At 51.2% G+C, this 19,075-nt stretch carries 18 protein-coding genes and 1 pseudogene; 2 read left to right on the forward strand and 17 right to left on the reverse strand.

The features are described 5' to 3' along the window. From ACLTD4_RS26335 to ACLTD4_RS26370, 8 genes and pseudogenes are all read right to left on the reverse strand, one after another. Positions 1-198 (reverse strand): annotated as a pseudogene (locus tag ACLTD4_RS26335) (AIR synthase); the annotation flags it as partial. A 12-nt stretch (positions 199-210) separates the two neighbouring features. Further along, the gene (locus ACLTD4_RS26340; protein WP_117633867.1) at positions 211-1,752 is read right to left on the reverse strand and encodes a VanW family protein; all 1,542 of its coding nucleotides are present in this window, start codon (positions 1,750-1,752) and stop codon (positions 211-213) included. 44 nt (positions 1,753-1,796) lie between these two features. Further along, positions 1,797-1,907 (reverse strand): hypothetical protein, encoded by a 111-nt coding sequence (locus tag ACLTD4_RS26345; RefSeq protein WP_002601954.1) that lies wholly within the window; start codon positions 1,905-1,907, stop codon positions 1,797-1,799. 14 nt (positions 1,908-1,921) lie between these two features. Next, positions 1,922-2,629 (reverse strand): PolC-type DNA polymerase III, encoded by a 708-nt coding sequence (locus ACLTD4_RS26350; RefSeq protein ID WP_055657831.1) that lies wholly within the window; start codon positions 2,627-2,629, stop codon positions 1,922-1,924. Between the two features lie 9 nt (positions 2,630-2,638). Further along, positions 2,639-3,292, reverse strand: coding sequence for an endonuclease III (nth, locus tag ACLTD4_RS26355; RefSeq protein WP_055657833.1), 654 nt, complete (start codon positions 3,290-3,292; stop codon positions 2,639-2,641). Positions 3,293-3,353: 61 nt separating this feature from the next. Continuing rightward, positions 3,354-5,099, reverse strand: coding sequence for a B12-binding domain-containing radical SAM protein (locus ACLTD4_RS26360; protein WP_117624220.1), 1,746 nt, complete (start codon positions 5,097-5,099; stop codon positions 3,354-3,356). A 7-nt stretch (positions 5,100-5,106) separates the two neighbouring features. Continuing rightward, on the reverse strand, positions 5,107-5,601 hold the full coding sequence (locus tag ACLTD4_RS26365; RefSeq protein ID WP_025529060.1) for a deoxycytidylate deaminase: 495 nt from the start codon (positions 5,599-5,601) through the stop codon (positions 5,107-5,109). Then, positions 5,594-6,676 carry an L-threonylcarbamoyladenylate synthase gene (locus ACLTD4_RS26370; protein WP_117624227.1) on the reverse strand — a complete coding sequence of 361 codons (1,083 nt, stop codon included), beginning with the start codon at positions 6,674-6,676 and terminating at the stop codon, positions 5,594-5,596. Before ACLTD4_RS26370 ends, ACLTD4_RS26365 begins: the two co-directional genes overlap by 8 nt. A 246-nt stretch (positions 6,677-6,922) precedes the next feature. On the opposite strand from ACLTD4_RS26370, the gene asnA reads away from it, so the two are divergent. Beyond that, positions 6,923-7,930, forward strand: coding sequence for an aspartate--ammonia ligase (gene asnA / locus ACLTD4_RS26375; RefSeq protein ID WP_002601960.1), 1,008 nt, complete (start codon positions 6,923-6,925; stop codon positions 7,928-7,930). Positions 7,931-8,582: 652 nt separating this feature from the next. On the opposite strand, the gene ACLTD4_RS26380 is transcribed toward asnA, so the two are convergent. From ACLTD4_RS26380 to ACLTD4_RS26405, 6 genes are all read right to left on the reverse strand, one after another. Then, a complete protein-coding gene (locus ACLTD4_RS26380) occupies positions 8,583-9,278 on the reverse strand; it encodes an N-acetylmuramoyl-L-alanine amidase (protein WP_002601962.1) in 696 nt (231 codons plus the stop codon). Between the two features lie 64 nt (positions 9,279-9,342). Beyond that, complete coding sequence (locus ACLTD4_RS26385) at positions 9,343-10,788, reverse strand: metallophosphoesterase (RefSeq protein ID WP_117624218.1); 1,446 nt, start codon at positions 10,786-10,788, stop codon at positions 9,343-9,345. A 32-nt stretch (positions 10,789-10,820) separates the two neighbouring features. Continuing rightward, a complete protein-coding gene (locus ACLTD4_RS26390; protein ID WP_117624217.1) occupies positions 10,821-12,482 on the reverse strand; it encodes a glycosyl hydrolase family 18 protein in 1,662 nt (553 codons plus the stop codon). A gap of 178 nt (positions 12,483-12,660) precedes the next feature. Further along, entirely contained in the window at positions 12,661-12,939 is a 279-nt protein-coding gene (locus ACLTD4_RS26395) for a hypothetical protein (RefSeq protein ID WP_081034316.1), read from the reverse strand. A gap of 15 nt (positions 12,940-12,954) precedes the next feature. Next, the gene (locus tag ACLTD4_RS26400) at positions 12,955-13,587 is read right to left on the reverse strand and encodes a hypothetical protein (RefSeq protein ID WP_117624216.1); all 633 of its coding nucleotides are present in this window, start codon (positions 13,585-13,587) and stop codon (positions 12,955-12,957) included. After that, positions 13,571-15,115 carry a serine/threonine protein kinase gene (locus ACLTD4_RS26405; protein WP_243008216.1) on the reverse strand — a complete coding sequence of 515 codons (1,545 nt, stop codon included), beginning with the start codon at positions 15,113-15,115 and terminating at the stop codon, positions 13,571-13,573. Before ACLTD4_RS26405 ends, ACLTD4_RS26400 begins: the two co-directional genes overlap by 17 nt. A gap of 205 nt (positions 15,116-15,320) precedes the next feature. On the opposite strand from ACLTD4_RS26405, the gene ACLTD4_RS26410 reads away from it, so the two are divergent. Further along, positions 15,321-16,040, forward strand: a complete 720-nt coding sequence (locus ACLTD4_RS26410) for an adaptor protein MecA (protein ID WP_055657846.1) — start codon at positions 15,321-15,323, stop codon at positions 16,038-16,040. A gap of 75 nt (positions 16,041-16,115) precedes the next feature. Here the strand turns inward: ACLTD4_RS26410 and ACLTD4_RS26415 are convergent, their stop codons facing one another. From ACLTD4_RS26415 to ACLTD4_RS26425, 3 genes are read right to left on the reverse strand one after another with little or no spacing between them, the layout of a single operon-like run. Continuing rightward, positions 16,116-17,006, reverse strand: a complete 891-nt coding sequence (locus tag ACLTD4_RS26415) for an alpha/beta hydrolase fold domain-containing protein (RefSeq protein ID WP_117624215.1) — start codon at positions 17,004-17,006, stop codon at positions 16,116-16,118. Positions 17,007-17,037: 31 nt separating this feature from the next. Beyond that, a complete protein-coding gene (locus tag ACLTD4_RS26420) occupies positions 17,038-18,432 on the reverse strand; it encodes an MATE family efflux transporter (protein WP_055657848.1) in 1,395 nt (464 codons plus the stop codon). A 9-nt stretch (positions 18,433-18,441) separates the two neighbouring features. Next, positions 18,442-18,906 (reverse strand): MarR family winged helix-turn-helix transcriptional regulator, encoded by a 465-nt coding sequence (locus ACLTD4_RS26425; RefSeq protein ID WP_055657850.1) that lies wholly within the window; start codon positions 18,904-18,906, stop codon positions 18,442-18,444. Between the last annotated feature and the right edge of the window lie 169 nt (positions 18,907-19,075).

Here is a 19,075-nt window from a genome sequence, read left to right on the forward strand (position 1 = left end):
CCGTTCCAGATTCCCACTCAGTGTTCCATCTTCATTTTCCATAATCCGGTCTAAGTAGCCTTTTGTAAACCACTGAAGCAGCTCTTCGCGCTTCTGCCTCACGATCGCAATCGTACCGGCATATCCCGCGTACCCTGCCACCACCAGATTCTGTCCCGGCCGCATAAGGCCGGTGTTATCTCGTTCTATTTTTCTCATGCATAACTCCCGTCACTGCACCGGAGTTTCATCAGAACCTCCGGGCTGCGGCGCGGGCACCGGATCCGGTGTAGAAACCGGCGCAGGTGCTGCCGTCTCCGGAGTCGGTTCGGTTACACCCGGACCTCCATCCACGCCTTCTACTGGTGTCGGTTCCACCGGCGTTGTCTCCACCGGCGCTGTCGTCTCCTCCGGAAGCGGTACGGTCACTGCCGGAGCCGCCGGACCTACCTTCACAATCGCCTTGGAGGCGTTGTATGTGTCTGTATGCAGTATCTCTTTGCTCTGCTCCACGCCATCGATATAGACGTACTTCCACAGTCTGGACTTATAGCCCCTGTGAGCGGACTGCACCTGTTTTCTGGCGCCCGGCTCCATGGTCGGATCCACCTCTTCCTTTGGCGGTCCCGGATCCATCGTTCCAAGGGTCTCGGACACAAACTTAAATGTCCGGTTGGCAGGCCTCGTCTCTTTGCCGTAAATGGTAAAGGTCAGCGTTTTGCCTGACGTATAGCCCTCCACGTAAATCGGAGTGCTGTAGTTATTCGTAATCTTCAAATCCTTATAAGTACCGGCAATAGCCGCGTCTTCCGAGGGTTTTACATACGTAACGATCATCGAGTGGTTCTGTCTCTGCGTAATCTCCAGTTCTGCGCGGAGAGACGCGTTGTAAAGCGTCGTGGAAATCTGGCATACGCCGCCTCCCACACTGTCAACCACCTGACCGTTTTCATAAGCGGCCGCAGTGGCATAGCCGTTGGCTGTCGTAAACGGATGCATGCACTCGTAACCGGACAGCGTCTCGCCCGGCATCAGCACATGGCCGTTGATCTTGCCCGCTCCCACCCGTAGATTGGTGGCACGGGAGTTGCCGCTGCTGGAGAAATCCGTGGAAAAGGTTCCCAGCACATCCTGAATCGTTGAAAGCGCTTCCGTTGTAATGTTCGGCTGAGCCTCCGTCACTGCTGCAGTCACCGTCACCGGTTCCTTAAGGCCTCCGGAGATCGCCTCATCGAGGGCTGCTTTCGTCGCCCCTGCATCCACACTCTTTCCAACCACGGCGGGAGTGACGACAAACGTCCCATTCTCTCTCGTGATTGACGCATCCTTTGGCTCTGCTACGACAGAAGCACATTTTTCCTCTACGAATGCCGCCACCTTACCATCGTCAAAAGCTGTCTCCAATGGAATAACGACATGGTTATGTTCGATGTCTTTCAAGTTTAAATAACGGTGGATTAAATTCCCTCCCGTTACGGATGCCGCGGCCTGGTTTACCGCGTCGGTATTGGACCAGTGAAAGCCCAGTTCCTTCGCCGTAGTATCCACGGACTCTCCATCCACTACCAGCGTAATCTTCTGATTCTCCATCTCGCCCACAAGGCTCTGGATCTTTTCGCTGGCTTCCTCTTCTGTCATTCCCCCCAGACTGTATTCTCCTACATAGAGACCCTCCGGAAGGGTATCAGCCCGCGACGGTGCCGGAAAGGCCAGTGTCAGTCCCACCGCCAGCGCCATGGCCGCAAGGCCTGTTACCAAAGTTCTGTTTTTCATAATCATTCCTCAATTTTCAAGTTGCTGCCTGCTGCTTCCTTCTCCTAGCGGACCAGCATCATCGGCAGTACCATAGCTACGATCAGCAGAATTACCACTGCGATAAGGACTATGGAAACTACCTTCCTGTTTTTTTTATCGTTAAAGTTAATCATGATATTCACCTCTCTTATATTCTTCCGTACTGTGCTATGATTTTATCCGTAATTCTGGAGATTTCATTGCGGGTTAAGTGGTCAATTTGCACAGTTAAGCCTATTTTATGATATTTTATTAAATCCTGCAAGTGTTCTTTTTGCCTTTTTGAGGCTGGCTGCTCCTTTTTTACCCTATAAATAAGATTTTCTTCGGAAAATACGTCCGGGCGCTCCTTTCCGTACCTCTTTTTCATCGCCTGATAAAGCTGGTGCGCCGCCATGGCGTCGGCCATGGCGCGGTGCGTTTCCTTCTGTTCCACCCCAAACCACCCGCAGGCCGCCTTTAAATTCTTCTTCTCCTCCTCCGGCATAAACAGCCGGGCGAGTGTCAGCGTATCAATGCCGGCCCGGGCAAATTCTTCTCCCTGATTGACCGCCGCCCTCTTTAAGAAACTGTAATCGAAAATAATCCGGTGCCCCAGAAGCGGCAGTTCCCCTGCAAAGTTCAAAAAGCCGGGAAGCACCGCATCGATTCCCCGCGCATCTGCGACATCCCGGTCACGGATTCCCGTCAGTGACTTCGTCCTCGCCTCCAGCAGACGGTACGGGTTTACAAACGACTCAAAATCCGCCGTTATCTCGCCCGCCTCGACCCGCACAGCCCCTATTTCTATAATTTTATCCCGTTTCGGATCCAGCCCTGTCGTCTCCAAATCCACTGCCACATAGGAATTTACCATCTTATCCCCCTACTGATCCGCACTGGGACAGTACTCCCGAAGGAAGCATTCCTTACACTTCGGGCTTCGCGCAAAACAGATACTCCGTCCCAGCGTGATAATCTGGATATTCCAGAGTATCCAGTGCTCTTTCGGCAGTACCTTCATAAGCTCCATCTCGATCTTCTCCGGATCCTCCGCCTTCGCAAATCCCAGCTTTCTGGATATCCGCTTTACATGAGTATCCACCACGATACTCGGCTCATTGTAAATATTTCCCCGGATGACATTCGCCGTCTTCCTGCCCACCCCCGCCAGGCTGGTCAGTTCCTCGATGGTCCCCGGCACCTCGCCGCCAAACCGCGTAACCAGATCCCGGCAGCAGGAGATAATATTCTTCGCCTTCATGTGGTAAAAGCCGATGGAGTGGATATCATTCTCCAGCTCCTTTAAATCCGCATTCGCAAATTTCTCTATGGAATCGTACTTTTTAAATAAATCCGCCGTCACGATATTTACTCTGGCGTCCGTGCACTGCGCGCTCATAATAACCGCAATCAACAGCTGCCACGGGGTCTCGTGGTTCAAATAGCAGACGTATTCCGTCCCGTATTCCTGGTCAAGGGCCGCCAGCACATGATCCACACGCGCTTTAAGCTCCGCTTTTGTCTCTCTCTTTGCCATATTCATCTCCTCTTTGTATCGATGCACTCTATCCATTCACCATAGCTGCATCAGTACACAGTCAGTTAAAGAAATCCTCAATCACATAAGCCGCCGCATTATAGCTCAGCGGATCCCGTTTCCTGTAGTCAAACAGCACCGCGGTCTTCCCCGCAAATACCTCAAGATGAGCCATTTTAATCAGCTGTCTCGCCTCAAAGCCCTCGTATCCGTCGCTTAAATAGCGGTGCTTCACTGCCTCTTCTGTGAAGAATTCCCGCACCTGCTCCTTGAACGGAGTCTGATCTTCAGCGAAATCCGGGCGGCTCTTTAAATTCTCCCTGAGATACAGGTCATATACCATGAGCCGTCTGTACACTGCCGCTTTCCCCGGAATGTGTTCCGCCACAAAGCCGTCTAAAATCTCATATCTTGCCATACGGCTGTGGCTGGCCCCCGTCAGCGTGTGCGTCTCATAATACTCCGCCAGATCAGAGAACAAGTCAAAAGGCGTATTAAATTCCTTCACCAGTTCCTTCATGGTGACGGTAAACTGTCCGCTGTTCTCATAGACCTCCACCATCTCTTCCACGCCCTTTAGTTTTAGCAGGCTCCCATAATCGAGCCATTTCGTGCCCAGCACCTCGTAGGGCTGCTTTGCGCTGTAGACCAGGCCGTAGGCTTTTGCATTTTCAGCCATAAAAGACCCCTTCAGGACCTTTAAAAAGCCCAGCTGCAGCTGATCCGGCTTCATCTCATAGACCTCGTTAAAGGAGTTCCGGAAGCTCTCATAGCCCTCATAAGGCAGACCTGCGATCAGATCGAGATGGCAGTGGATATTGCCAAACCCGTGTATGCGTTCCACCACCGATTTGAGGCGGTTCAAATCCGTCTTCCGCCTGATCTCGCGGATGGTATCCGGATTCGTACTCTGTACGCCGATTTCCAGCTGAATTAATCCGGGGCGCATCTCCGCCATCAGCTCCAGTTCCTCCTCATCGAGCAGATCCGCGGATATCTCAAAATGGAAGTTTGTCACCCCATTGTCATGCTCTGTGATGTGGCGCCAGATCTCCATGGTATGCTTCCTGCTGCAGTTAAAGGTTCTGTCCACAAACTTCACCTGGGGAACCCTACGCTCCAAAAAGAAATCCAGTTCCCGTTTCACCAGCTCCATGCTTCGGAACCTGACCGACTTATCCAGAGAGGATAAACAGTAGCTGCAGGAAAACGGGCACCCCCTGCTGCTCTCATAGTAAACAATCTTATGCTCAAAATCATCTAAATCTTCATACGGAAATGGGATAGCGCTCATGTCCACCGCTTTTTTCAGGGGCCGGATAACCGGCTCCCCCTTCTCATTCCGGCAGGCCACTCCGTCGATCGAAGAAAAATCCCTCCTGCCGTCCGCGTAAAGCTTAAGCACCTCCAGAAAGGTTTCCTCCCCTTCCCCCATCATAATACCGGTAACTCCCGGCTCCCTCTGAAGGACATCCGCCGCATCATAAGAAACCTCAGGACCTCCCAGCCAGATCTCCACTTCGGGGAGAACTAACGGAAGGTCCCGCACAAGCTCCATAACCCAGGATATATTCCAGATATAGCAGGAGAAGCCGACCATATCCGGCTTTCTTAAGTAGATGTCCTTTAAGATATCCCCCATCTGGTTATTAATCGTATACTCTCCCAGCTCCACCGAGATTTCCCGCTTCCTTAAGGCGTCAGAGGGATCACGCTCCATCTGTCTCTCTGCATAGGCCTTCAGGCTGTAAATCCCGGGGTTGGAATGAATATATTTGGCATTCAGCGCCGCTAGCAAAAACTTCATAGTTAATCTAAACCTCGATTTCTATCTTCCGGCCTGTCGGCTGATACTGATAATACCGCACCCCCGCCGCGTTCAGCATGCGCTTGGAGGCATTGACCGCCGGCGTCCCGTCGTACTTATCACTGCCGTAGACGATCGTCTTGATCCCCGACTGGATGATGGCCTTTGCACATTCATTGCACGGAAACAGTGTGACATACAGCTTGGATCCCTCCAGACTGCCGCCTCTGTAGTTTAAGATAGCGTTTAACTCGCTGTGGGTGGAGTAAAAATATTTTGCGTTATACGGATCGTCCTTCTCGTGTTCCTTTCCCCAGGGAAATTCATCGTCGGAGCATCCCTTCGGAAATCCATTGTATCCCATGGACAGGATCTTGTTGTCCTGGCTTACGATACACGCTCCCACCTGTGTGCTGGGGTCCTTGGAACGCTTTCCTGATAAAATGGCAACTCCCATAAAATATTCATCCCATGTAATATAATCTTCTCTCTTCTCAGTCACTGACATGTTCTCCTCCCTTAATCATATGGTATCCCGCCGCCTTCTTCAGACGGTTCATAATCGCCTGTCCCAGATGGTCGGCCGAAAAACTTTCTGAATAGATGTAATCCGCCTCCAGATCATCAAATTCCCTTAGTACAGCGTATAAATTATGGGCAATGGTCTCCTCCCTGGCGCGCAGCCCCAGGCTTCTCACCATGCCATCCGGGTACAGCTCCATGGTCTCGTCCGTGCAGATAATTCCCACTCGGTACCCCGCCTCCAGCTTCTTCCCGGCCAGATGGTTGATGGTGCGGACCACATCGGCGGGTGTCCCCTCAACCAGGGTCAAATCAGCCTTCGGAGCATAGTGCTTATACTTCATCCCGGGCGCCTTGGGCTTCACATCGGCGTTCATCGGGCCGTCACCGGTAATCGCCGGATCGAGGCCGATCTCCATGCCCAGCACCTCACCGGCCATCTCCTGTGTGATGGCTCCCGGGCGCAGAATCACCGGATTCTCCCCGGACACATCGATAATCGTGGATTCCACACCGATTCCCACAGGTCCGCCATCCACGATCATGTCGATCTTTCCGTTCATGTCCTGCCATACGTGATCCGCCGTCGTAGGGCTGGGCCGTCCAGACGTATTGGCGCTGGGGGCCGCTACCGGTACACCGGCAAGCCGGATGAGCGTCATGGCCACCGGATCGCTGGGCATGCGGACCGCCACGGTATCCAGTCCTCCTGTCGTGCCGTATGGAACGGCGTCACTCTTAGGAAATATCATGGTCAGCGGTCCCGGCCAGAATGCCTCCATCAGCTTCCCCGCCGCCTCCGGAATCTCCGCCACCAGAGGCTTCAAATCAGAAAAATCCGCGATATGTGCAATCAGCGGATTGTCCGAAGGTCTTCCTTTTGCTGCGTATATCTTCTTTGCCGCTTCCTCATCGAGGGCATTGGCCCCGAGCCCATACACGGTCTCCGTAGGAAATGCCACCAGACCGCCCTCTCGCAAAATCTCCGCCGCTCTCTCCAGCTTTCCCGCATCTATCCTGTGCGTATCTTCTATTATAATTCGTTCCGTAACCATCTTTCTCCGCTCTCTTTTCTCCAGTACTGCGCTGCGCAATGCAGTACTGGCTTCTCTCAGGCAGGGGCTTTCCCCCTGCATACTTACTGCTTATCATAGCACAACCCTAAGTCGCATGCAACTTTTTACTTGACTTTACAGCTTTGGTTCAAATTTACTTTTTACTGCAATTCATCCTTGTAATACTTGCGGAATCTCTGTAATAATGATACCATAAAAGGGATATTATACCGGGAGGACAATGAAATGGCACTCATCATACCAGAAAACTATGACCCCCATCTCACCGTACGTGAGACGCAGGAGGCCATCAAATACATACGTGACACCTTTCAAAAGGAATTTGGGAGGGAAATGAACCTGGAGAGAATCTCCGCCCCTCTCTTCGTAGAGAAGAGCAGCGGTTTGAACGACAACCTGAATGGCGTAGAGCGCCCCGTCCAGTTTGACATAGCGGGAATTCCGGGCGAAACCGTCGAAGTTGTACACTCTCTTGCCAAATGGAAACGAATGGCTCTTCACGAATACGGCTTTCTGCCGGGCGAGGGCCTCTATACAAACATGAACGCGATCCGGCGCGACGAGGACCTGGATAATCTTCATTCCTGCTATGTAGACCAGTGGGACTGGGAAAAGGTTATCACGAAAGAGGACCGCACCATCGAAACATTAAAAGAGACGGTCCGCACTATATTCAAGATCATTAAGCACATGCAGCATGAGGTCTGGTATAAATACCCGAATGCTGTCAACCATCTTCCAAAGGAGATCACCTTCATCACGTCCCAGGAGCTGGAGGACCGTTATCCCGACAAGACTCCGAAGGAGCGGGAGAATTTAATCACCAAAGAGTACGGCTGCGTCTTTTTAATGCAGATCGGCGATAAGCTGGCCAGCGGCGAGCCCCACGACGGCAGAGCCCCTGACTACGATGACTGGCAGTTAAACGGAGATATTCTCTTCTGGTTCGAGAACTTAAACTGCGCCCTGGAGATCTCCAGCATGGGCATCCGTGTAGATGAGAAATCCCTGGAAGATCAGCTCCGGAAGGCGGGCTGCGAGGACCGCCGTTCTCTGCCCTACCACCGCATGCTCTTAGAGGGACAGCTGCCTTACACCATCGGCGGCGGTATCGGCCAGTCCCGTCTGTGCATGCTTCTCCTAAACCGCGCCCATGTAGGCGAGGTACAGGCAAGCATCTGGCCAAACGACATGATCGAGGAATGCCGGCAGCATAAGATATTCCTGCTGTAGCCGGATACATACGCTTCCACTCCCTGCCAAACAGGAAGAGCGGGCGACAAGGAAGGAAATTGGCTCACGGATATAATGGAGTCTCCTTCCGGTTGCCAGTTCTTCCTTTTTTGGAGCCATTTTTCCAGGACCTAAAACAGGGCTTGTGTCAAAAAACCGCTCCGCTGAATATTATAATATTGTAAGTAAATATTTTAGGGGCGTAATTTTATCATGAATCTACAGGGACAAGATTTAGAAGTATTGAAAGAAGAGGTATTAAGATCTCTTGAAGGAAAATCCGACTATGAGAAACTCGAACTGTTAAGAAAAAATCTTAATATTGATTGGGACATGCCCAGATGTGGAGAGCACAGATCGTGCAAAACGTGGTATGCTCAGGTTTTCACGTATTGCAGCACAAGCGAGTTAGAGGAAGAACTGAATTTTTTCTTATTCCTGATCAACCTTTTCGGCCGTATCTTCGGTTTTTGCTTCAACCATGAGAGTACCGTATATTTGGGCTGCATCTGCCCATGTGGAAATAAACAGATCATCTTGTATTATACAATTGCATTTAGAGACTGATCCATTTGCCGTTATTGGACAGACTTTTAAAGCGGGTTCAAACTATCTGAACCCGCTCTTCTCCATGACCAATTTTCAATTATCATTATCTTCCGTTCAAATACTCCATAATCCCCATATGTATCGTCCAGGCCAGCCGGTCCTGATACTCCTCGGAATTCAGCATGGCCGACTCATTCCAGTTCGACAGGAAACCGCACTCCACAATGACAATCGGCGTCTTCACATGGAGCAGGAGGAAATAGTTGTCGTTGGCCTTGGCTACTCTCGTATTCTTGTCGCCCAGGACGAAGTCAAACCGCTTCTGCAGCGTCTCCGCCAGCTTCTTTCCTTTCTCTGATCCCTTGTAGTAGAACACCTGGCCGCCTGAGATTCCCTCCTGATGATAGCTGTTCTGATGGATGCTCACCGTCAGCGCCGGACTCGTCTCATTGATAATCTGACAGCGCCGGTTCATGTCCGCCATCTTTTTCTTGCTGTCCTTTTCCGTATAGAGCCCCTGGTCGTCTTCACGTGTCAGGACCACCTGGACATCGGAGGCTTCCAGATATGCCTTCACCTTCCTGGCAATCTTTAGATTAATGTCCTTCTCGAGGCTGCCATCCACTCCGATCTTCCCGGGGTCATTGCCTCCATGGCCCGCATCGATCACCACGACCGGCCGCTCTTTTCCGGAAATTACGTTGACTCCCGCCGCCATCCGGCCTGCCTGGCGGGATACGACATAGACCATAACCAGCAGCAGTACCGCCAGATACGGTTCCAATTTTGATAGTTTCACTTTGCCTGCCTGATTCGTATTCTTATTGAATTATATCTCCCGGCAAAATAAAAAAGAACCAACTTTATTTCACTTCCAGCGAATTATAGTCTTTCGTGGCATCCCTGACGATCGATTCTAAGTACTGGCTTAAGATACTGGGATATCCATTCTCCCCCCACAGCTTGTATCCGGCCTTTTCCGTAGCCTTATCCTTTATCTCCACGGCCTTTCCCGCATAGCAGGCAGAGTTGATCTCCGCGTATACCTTTGCCATCTGATCCTTCTGGCGCTTCGTGAGGCCGTCAAAATTATTCATGCGTTCAAATTCATCCTGAGCCTGATTGTAGAATACCCGGTTCAGGAATTCTTCCGAATACGCTTTAAAATTCAGCAGGTTCTTATCCGTACTCCCCTGCTCCTTCGCCCAGGCTTCCATATCGAGGGGCACTGTATGATACTTAAAGCTTCCGTCATCGCCGTAATCCAGCATTCCATACTGGCATGGCGGTGTCGCCAGCGAGCTGGTGACGATCTCATAGATCCCGTAGTCCTCATCTTCACGCATAAAATGCTGCACATGGAGATGGCCGCTTAAAAATAAAGGCACATCCCAGCTGTCCAGCTGGTCGATCAGCTGCTCGCTGTGCTCGATGGTACAGTCCTCCACATAGACCTCGCTCTCGTCCAGAAGATTATGGTGCCCCACAGGTATCACATTCATGCCCAGGTCCCAGGCATCCTCCATCTGATCTTCAATCCAGTCGTACGTCTCCTCCTGAATCATGCCGCCGACCTGATTATACGGCGCATACTGGCACGTATCCAGCATCAGCGCCCGGTTATAGTCATCAATCTGATATACATAGCTGAGCGACGCAGAATCGCGGCTCACCGCTTCATCATATCCGAAATCCTGGTAAATCTCCGCGAAGTCCTCCGGACCGATATGCGCCGTTCCCAGAGCCTGTGCTCCTGTAAACTGCGCCGCCGCGGTGTTGTTGATATCGTGATTCCCCGGGATCACAATGACGGGGATCCCCGCGTCCTCGATCTCCTTCAGCTTCCTGGCGAAATCGAGATGGCTGTCCCTCTCTCCGTTCAGGGTTAAGTCCCCTGACAGGATCACGAGATCCGGCTCCTCTTTCTTCACCGCTTCAATGAACGCATCTGTGATCTCCCATATGTAGTTTACGACTTTTCCGTCCCCGTGTTCCAACTTATACTTGAATCCGTCTCCAAAATCCGTCAGTCCACGGGAGAGATAATGGATGTCCGAGGCCAGAAGAATCCGGCAGCCTTCCTCAAATTTCTGCTCCGGCGGTTTTGCAGTGGGATCCTCCACTTCGTGAGGAAATTCCTCAATGGTAGGAGGCACCGTCGTCTCGGCCGGTGTCTGAGGAATCTCCATGCTTTCCGTCTCTGCCGTACTCTCCTGTTCCGTCACCGTCTCCGACACCGGGCTTTTTAAGGAACACCCTGTCATAATCGTACAGATCAGCGCCGCATACAATGCTGTTCTCTTTTTCATAACTCTGAACCTTCCTGTCTCTTTGCGATGTTCTACTCCTGATCCATCCGTATCTCATCCCACAGTTCGGCGGGCTCGAAGCCAAGCTTCCAGCAGGCAACTCCAGCCAGATCATACTTCCTGATCAGATCCATCTTAAGCCCTATGGAACGTTCTTCCTCCATCCAGACTTTTTTCGTCCCCTCCTCAGTCTTCAGTTCCCCATAATACTGTCCCAGCTCCTCCTGCCAGTACAGTTCCACGTTGTTCTCCACGGCCCATTCTTTGGCTTTGGCGATGCCAAGAGCCACTGATGACGTCTTTCCATCCGCAGCCTCAGTCCAGACTCTCGTATACAGCGGAATGGCATTGATCAGCTTTTCCTTCGGAACCTGTTTTAACGTGTTGGCAATGCCATCATTCACATAGCCGACCGAAGCTACCGATCCCGGCTCGCCGCCGGCGTAATGCTCATCGTACCCCATAACGATGACGTAATCGGCCACAATTCCCTGTTCCTTCCGGTTATAGAACTCATTGCCGGCATAGGGAACGTAATTATCCACGGACAGCACGATCCCCTCTTTCCTGCAGGAAACAGAGAGTTCTCTGATAAACTGGATATAGTGAACTCCGGCTTCCTTCTTAATTCCCTCGAAATCCAGATTCAGCCCGTCCAAACCATACTTCTCCACCTCGGCCATCAGCTTCTCAATCAGCTTCTGCCGCGTGGAGGTCTTCGAAAGCAGAACCTCCGTCTGCACGTTGCCGCTGAAATTATTGATCAGGGCCCACACCTGGAGCCCCATGTCATGGGCTTTCTGTACATACGCAGCATCCGCATAGGAATTGAATCCGCCTTCATTGTCGGTCAGCTCATACCAGGTTGGAGAAATAACATTCAGTCCCTTTGTATTGGCGATCAGATTATCAAAGGAGGCGTTCCCCTCCGGTTTCGTAACCTGGTGCCATGCCATGCATACCGGCTCATCGAGAGAAATATTCTTATAGACCGGAGCCACAAATGTGCTCACCGGCGCCTCGCTCCGGCTCTCGCCCAGACGCTTATGCTCCACGTACCCGATATAACCATCCGGGGTCCGCACCTTATCCCACTTCTCCATGGTCTCCAGCACGGTCACCTCAGACCCTTTCTCAACCCTTGTGACGATCGGGCTCTTGATTCCGCCCTTTTCCCGGACATTCCCCTTGCCGTCCGCCACGGCCTTCGTCTCCTCCGACCAGTCGTTATTTACGAAAACGCGCTTGTGATCGGCCAGATCGAAGACGTCTAGCCGAATATCCGTATAGTTGGCAATGAGTCCCAGCGACAGATAGACGCCCTCGTCATTCACCCAGATCAAAGGCTTTCCCGTGCTTCCCTTTGTGGAATGATCCGCATAGACAATGGACTCCGGAAGCGCGTAAACCAACAGCTTTTCATAATTATCCCAGTAAAATCTTTCGTTGAGTTTGTCATTTACCCATTCGATTGGGAGATACGTCTGTTCTTCTATATAGATTCCCTTTGCTTCCTGAAGCTCATTATTCAGAAAAACCGCCACATTGTCACCGCTTACCCCCAGCAGCTTTCCGATGTCGGCCTGTTCCTTTGATGGTGTATATCGTTCGACCAGCCGGATGCCAAAAAAACCGGCAATTACCAGAACAATCAGTCCCAGTGCCACTAGAAATGGCACCACTCTCCTTTTCATTTGCATTCCTCCTGTAATGGATGTAAGTCATAAAAACCCCTTTAGATTATACTATACCACACTTCAACGGGAAATTGCTTACATTTTCATTACATTGCAAAAATTCCCCTGTCCCGCCCTGGCGCGCCGTTTCCCTGGCTGATGGCTGAAGATGGTATCCGCGCGCCCCATGTTTGATTCATTTGTGGTAGACCCTGTCAAACCGGATCTCGGTCAGTCTTCCCGTCTTGTCATCTGAGACAAAATCGGCCATATAAAAGGAATTGTCCTCCCTCGCCTCAAAAATACGGTTCCAGTCCGGCTCGGTGCATACCTCGCCGTCTATTACGATGGGAATTCCCCGTTCACGGTAACGTTTCAGGCCTGCTATGTAACTGTCTTTTCCATTTTCATTCATACCGCCCTCCGTGTACAGAAGCGGCAGGTAAAGCTTCCACAAGGCTTCTGTTCGTGACACATCATCCTCCTGCCGCTATAAAATCTGCTGATAAAATTCCATGACACTTTCTGTGACAGTAAAGGCATCTACTGAAACCGGAACCCGCCGGATAGAAAGTCCAAGCTCCTTTTCCATATTTTTTCTGGTCTCCTCGCTTCCGAACACTGCGAGAGTCTCCCAGCCCGTACCGGCCCTCTTCCATGCTCCGGCGGTTTCCAGAAACACCCCTGTCTGCCACTCACTTAAGCCTGCGAGAAGAAATTGCCTGTCACACCTGAAAAATTCCTCCTGATTTCCTCCGGCAGCGGCCCCGTAATCCACAATTACCTCCTGATAACGGAGTTTTTTGCACAATACCAGGGTCTCTGTCCCCGCATTCCGGTAGTAATCCACGTCCAGAATGCGGAAGCTTCCGCGGCAGCCACTGTTCTTTTTTCCAAGACAGCTCTCCTCCAGCCGTTCAAACGTCCCATGGTCATTCCACTCGAGCACCGCACAGCGCCTGCGGCAGATACCGGTTAAGTACCCGGCCATCGTGACCGCAGTGTGGGTCACTCCCACAGCCGGTCCTGCCCCGATCAGCCCAATCAGACGCTGTTCTGCGTATGCCGCGCCTTTTTGGGACGCCTTTGCACGAATAAAATGTTTTCTATGACTCGTTCTCATGTGCTTTCTCCCTGGCTTTTCCGGCTGTGCTCTGTAGAAATCCGGCTGCGTTTCGAAATAATCCGGCTGCGTTTCGCAGAAATTCAACCTTTTTCCGCAGCTTCCCACATGCATGGTTCCATAAAGGTACCAGCAGACTTCTTCGACTCCCCGCTGCATACTCTCCTACGTCCGGCACGAGTTTCAATGATTCCAGCACCTGGCAGTAAAATCCTCTCGTGCCTTCATACGTTCTAAACGGATCTGCAAAATACGGCGCCCGGAAGCAGCGTTTCCGTTCGATGCCCTCCGGCGGCTTTACCCTCGCAGATTCTGCCAGGTGATTATAGACCGCCGCATAAGGTATCCGGCATTCCGACACGCGCTTCAGAGCAGACAAGGCCGCTTCCCGGCTCCACTCCCGGCCATCGCAGACCAGGATCAGCGCATCCGGTTCCGCAGCCAGAGCCGCAGCCACCTCATGCCCATAGTCGGCAATCATAAGGCTGCAGGAGGGCATGGGAAGCTTGACACCCGGTCCGTAGGCCGGCTTCCACACAAAGCCATGGTACTGCATCAGGCCGCAGCGGTCCCTCAAAGCACCCGTAAAGGTACCGAGCTCCGCTCCCATGCCGGATCCGTTTCTTTCTTCATACAGATTGGGATAACCAAGATTTCTAAGACAGACTGACAGGCCGACGGCTATATGAGTCGTTCCGGCTCCCGCTTTGCTTCCCGCAAGCGCGATCATAAGAGGTGATGGTTGTAGACAGGCGTTTGCAGCGGCTCCCCTTTGCTCCAGCTGCTTTAACCGTTTGTTCAGTTCTGATGCCGAGGAAAAACGTCGTTCACGCTTCTCTTCCAGGCAGGTCCGGATGATGGCGGCAAGCTCCGGCTTCATCGCGGGCACCGGTTCATAGGGCACCGCTGGAAACGCACCGGTATAAAGATAATGGAGGATCACACCAATGGCATATAAGTCTGTCCGTTCATCCAGCTTTCCGTTTTTTTCGTACTGCTCCGGCGCGGCGCACCCGACGGTTCCATACCGGTCCGCGGCCGCATTCGCCTCATCCGTAAAGGCGGCATGGTCAAAGTCGATCAGCTTCACGCTTCCATGGCACACCAATAGATTCCTCGGCTGTAAATCCAAATATAACAGGGGGGTTGTTCCTGCGAGATGCAGGTAATTCATGATGTCAGTAAGCTGGATTCCATAATGGATGACCAGCCTCTGCGGCAGATAACCCTGGCTCTTTACCAGGTCATAGAGAGATTCTCCTTCCAGATACTCTTCGATTAAATAACTGTAATTCTCGTCTTCTTCTACATCGTATACAATGGGGATTCCCGGATGGCGCAGCTCCTTCAGAATTAATGCTTCACGCCTGAACTGATCATATTCCAGAAAACTCTTCGGCACGCGCTTGATTGCGCGGTATTCGGAAAGTCCAAGATGAACCGCCAGAAAAACGGTTCCAAGACGGCCGGTCCCAAGGATACGGCATAGCTGATATTTTCCAAACAAAACGGTGTTTAATTTTCCCACCTCCTCTTTGCCTGTCCAATATCGCCTCTTAAAGCCTATTCTAATCTATCATACCCAATTTTTCAACCATTTTTCATAAATCCCTTAAATTTATATAAATTTTTTCACATAGTAATTGCCTTTTGGTTATATTATATAGTATAGTTATGTTGAGGAAGTATGTAAACAATCATTCAACATTTTTAAAAGAACAGGAAGTGATCCTATGAAGATAGAACGTATTAATGAAAATCAGATTCGCTGTACACTGACCAGTTTCGATTTAAGTGTCCGAAACTTGAATTTGGGCGAACTGGCTTACGGCAGTGAAAAGGCCCGCAGTCTGTTCCGCGAGATGATTCAGAAAGCATCTAACGAAGTGGGATTTGAAGCCGAAGACATTCCTCTCATGGTGGAAGCGATTCCGCTGTCCAACGAAAGTGTCATGCTCGTCATCACCAAGATTGAAGACCCCGAGGAGCTGGATACCCGTTTTGCCAAGTTTTCCCCTATGACCGACGATGATCAGGACTCCATGTTAAACGATCTGGCGAGCGAGCTCTTAGAAGGTGCTGACGGTCTCCTGGGACTTTTAAGCGCAGACAAGAAAGATAAGGAAGAAGCTCCCGCTCCAAAAGAGGAGGCAGCAGCCAGGACCATGAGGATTTACTGTTTCCAGAGCCTGGACCAGATATCGGAGGCGGCCCGTGCCGTTGGACAGGTCTATGATGGAGAGAATACATTATATAAGAAACCGGAAGTGAGACAGTATTACCTCGTCGTAAAGAATACATCGGAGAGCTCACTCGACTTCAGCCGTGTCTGTAATATTCTTGCGGAATACGGAACCAAGATCCGGCAGGATTACGCTTCAGAAGCGTACTACAGGGAACATTACGAGGTGCTGATTGAAGGCCATGCCCTTCAGTCTCTTGCAAAGCTCTGACCCGTCCCCTTTGATTCATAGTACTTCATCACACAAAGAATAACCCGGAGGCACATCGTGTCTCCGGGTTGTTTTTTATTCTGCCTCCAACGCCTCCTGGAAGAAGCCGGCTATGAGATCCAGTGTCACATCGGTTTCCCTGCAGGGAATCAGAATCCAGTCGTGGCACATGCCTGCCGCCTTCCGATAGACAAACTCCGTACCGCTTACCTTCTCCATCTTCTCTGTGAGCAGTTCGCAGTCCGGCGTCAGTATCTCCTCCTCGCCGGAAAACATTAGAACCGGTCCCAGTCCATCCAAGGTCCCGTAGATGGGGGATACGAACGGGTCCTCTATATCGAGGCCCCCGCAGTAGCGTTTTCCGGTCTCCATCAGCTCTTCCACCGGGAGTATATGCTCCGTCTTTCTGGCGATTTTGATCTTCGGGTTCGTCAGGCTGATATCCAGCCAGGGAGACACCACCGCTGTTCTCAGCGGCATGGGGCAGCCGCCCCGGTCGCGCAGTTCCTGTAAAAACGCCAGGGCCAGTCCACCTCCGGAAGAGTCCCCAAACAGGAAAAACAGATCGTCCGGATATTCACTCACCAGTCTCTCATAGGCTTCCATGAGAATGATCCGGACATCCACCGCCGTATATTCCGGACAGAGGGGATACTGGAAAACCGATACCTTCATATGATCGAGAAGCGCGAAACGCTCCGCGATTCTCCGGTGGTGTTTCCCCGGTTCCAGGGAATATGCACCGCCCGGCAGCATCAGGATATGGCCCCTTCCCGGGTAGCTCCCATTGATGGTAACGCCTTTAAATCCCCTGATATCCCAGTTTTTCACCCGCACCTTCTTCGTAAAGCGTACTATGTCCAAAGCCCCCGTGTTTCTGGGTGGATTCTGAAGATTTTCCGCCATATTTCTGTCCGCCTTACAAAGCCGGGCCAGAAATCCCGCCATCGATGCCTTAAAACTCATGTTCTTCGTCTCCTTCGTAAACGCGCGTCCGTCACGCTTTCGACGCGCTGCACACCTTGTTTAACTTTCTCAGCTCATAGACAACAAACAGGCTCACAATCACCGCTGATGCAACGTCTGCGATTGGTCCCGCATAAAGGATTCCGTCCAGGCTGAAGGTCAGCGGAAGAATCAGGATCAGCGGAATCAGCAGAAGCAGCTGGCGCAGCATGGACAGGACCGAGGCCTTGAGCGGCTGTCCCGTAGACTGGAAATAGCTGGTGGATACAACCTGAAATCCAGCCGTAAAGATACCCAGCATGTATATCTTCAGGCACTTAATTGCAAACTGTGTAAATTCTATATCCTGTGTTCCAAAAAGGCTCAGAATCTGACCGGGGAATATCTGACAGGCCAGCCAGCCGAGTATGGAGACCACGGTTGCCGCTGATATTGCCAGTAAGTACGTTTTTCTCACACGCTTCGGCTGGTTCGCTCCCTTGTTAAAGCCGAGAATCGGCTGGGACCCGATACCGATGCCGATACAGATGGAAATCAGGATCATGCTGATCTTGTTGACGATACCCATGGCGCTCAAGGCCACGTCACCGCCGACTGTCGTCTGGTTTCCATAATACACCAGAGAATTGTTCATGACAACCTGTAAAATAGTGGATGCCACCTGAGTAATACCACTGGAGATTCCCAGCGGAAGCGCCCGGACACAGATTTCGCGGTCGAGGCGGAAGGTCTTCCTGCGAAGACGCATATTTTTACCCTTTTTCAGGAAATAAACGACCAGAACGACTGCGGAAATGATCTGAGAAGTGATCGTTGCGACTGCCGCGCCGCTGACTCCCCAGTGGAAAACGAAGATGTAGATCGGATCAAGGATCGTATTTAAAACAGCTCCGACCAGAAGGGCGTACATGGAAAGCGCCGGGCTGCCATCCGTTCTGGACATGTTGCTCAAGACAACGGAAAGCATGTTAAACGGAGTACCAATCAGGATGATAGAGGTATACTGTCTCGCATACTCCATCGTATTGACCGTGGCGCCGAAGATCTTCAGCATCGGTGTCATAAACAGGAATCCCAGCACCATAACAACCGCACTGGAGATCAGGGTCAGGATAAAGACAGTTCCCAGCGTCTTTTCTGCATCCTCTTCCCTCTTCTCCCCCAGCTTGATAGCCGCATACGCACTGCCGCCGGCGCCCAGAAGTGTGGACATGGCAAGAATGATCGTTACAATCGGGAAGGCGATGGTCGTCGCCGCATTGCCGAGATAACCGATTCCCTGTCCGATAAATATCTGGTCTACAATATTATAAATGGAGTTTACCAGCATCGAAATGATGGCGGGCAGCGCAAACTGCCCAAGAAGCACTCCAATTGGGCGGTATCCCAGTGGATTGCCCTTTTTTTCTACTTTAGTCTGTTCCATAAAATTAAATCATTCCTTTCCTTTGTTCGCGATAATATGCCTGTATGAATTATCCGCCATGCGGATCAAAAATGCCTCAGCCGAGTCGCGCTCCTCTTCTGTAAATCCCTCCAGCATAACCTCCGTCAGAGAATCCACGCTGTTTCTGGTTATATCCACGACCGTTCTCGCCTTTTCGGTCGCGTAAATGTGGCGGACACGCTTGTCCTCACCATCGGTTTCCGTCCGCACGTACGCTTCTTCCTCCAGCTTCTTCACCGCCCTGGTCGCAGTCGCCTTGTCGAAGCTTCCGTTGGAAGCCAGCTCCTGCAGGCTGATTCCGGGATTTTTAAAAATCTGCAATAAAAAAAACTGTTGTCCACAGCCTATTTGATAAGAGGATAATTCATTTGCAAAATAAATGTTGCTTAACCTCTGGAGAATCGAGATATACTTCCCGATTTCCCGGTGCTTGTTCAAGTCTCCCACCCCCATATTCCGTCTGGTTCTCTTTCTGCCGGACAGAGTTATTTCGCTTTCAGCGCTGCTGTATATGGTAACATAAAATAGTTGCGTATGCAACTATTATTTTCAGCGCGGTTTCTTAAGTATAAACCAAATATGATAATGTCCTAAGTAACCACAAATGAAAATGTCCTCAAAT

The organism is Hungatella sp. (genome assembly GCF_046966825.1).

Excerpts from the sequence above, each read along its gene's own strand:
- ACLTD4_RS26340 (WP_117633867.1), bottom strand. The coding sequence starts at position 1,752 with ATGAAAAACAGAACTTTGGTAACAGGCCTTGCGGCCATGGCGCTGGCG.
- ACLTD4_RS26345 (WP_002601954.1), bottom strand. The coding sequence starts at position 1,907 with ATGATTAACTTTAACGATAAAAAAAACAGGAAGGTAGTTTCCATAGTC.
- ACLTD4_RS26350 (WP_055657831.1), bottom strand. The coding sequence starts at position 2,629 with ATGGTAAATTCCTATGTGGCAGTGGATTTGGAGACGACAGGGCTGGAT.
- nth (WP_055657833.1), bottom strand. The coding sequence starts at position 3,292 with ATGGCAAAGAGAGAGACAAAAGCGGAGCTTAAAGCGCGTGTGGATCAT.
- ACLTD4_RS26360 (WP_117624220.1), bottom strand. The coding sequence starts at position 5,099 with ATGAAGTTTTTGCTAGCGGCGCTGAATGCCAAATATATTCATTCCAAC.
- ACLTD4_RS26370 (WP_117624227.1), bottom strand. The coding sequence starts at position 6,676 with ATGGTTACGGAACGAATTATAATAGAAGATACGCACAGGATAGATGCG.
- asnA (WP_002601960.1), top strand. The coding sequence starts at position 6,923 with ATGGCACTCATCATACCAGAAAACTATGACCCCCATCTCACCGTACGT.
- ACLTD4_RS26385 (WP_117624218.1), bottom strand. The coding sequence starts at position 10,788 with ATGAAAAAGAGAACAGCATTGTATGCGGCGCTGATCTGTACGATTATG.
- ACLTD4_RS26390 (WP_117624217.1), bottom strand. The coding sequence starts at position 12,482 with ATGAAAAGGAGAGTGGTGCCATTTCTAGTGGCACTGGGACTGATTGTT.
- ACLTD4_RS26400 (WP_117624216.1), bottom strand. The coding sequence starts at position 13,587 with ATGAGAACGAGTCATAGAAAACATTTTATTCGTGCAAAGGCGTCCCAA.
- ACLTD4_RS26410 (WP_055657846.1), top strand. The coding sequence starts at position 15,321 with ATGAAGATAGAACGTATTAATGAAAATCAGATTCGCTGTACACTGACC.
- ACLTD4_RS26415 (WP_117624215.1), bottom strand. The coding sequence starts at position 17,006 with ATGAGTTTTAAGGCATCGATGGCGGGATTTCTGGCCCGGCTTTGTAAG.
- ACLTD4_RS26420 (WP_055657848.1), bottom strand. The coding sequence starts at position 18,432 with ATGGAACAGACTAAAGTAGAAAAAAAGGGCAATCCACTGGGATACCGC.
- ACLTD4_RS26425 (WP_055657850.1), bottom strand. The coding sequence starts at position 18,906 with ATGGGGGTGGGAGACTTGAACAAGCACCGGGAAATCGGGAAGTATATC.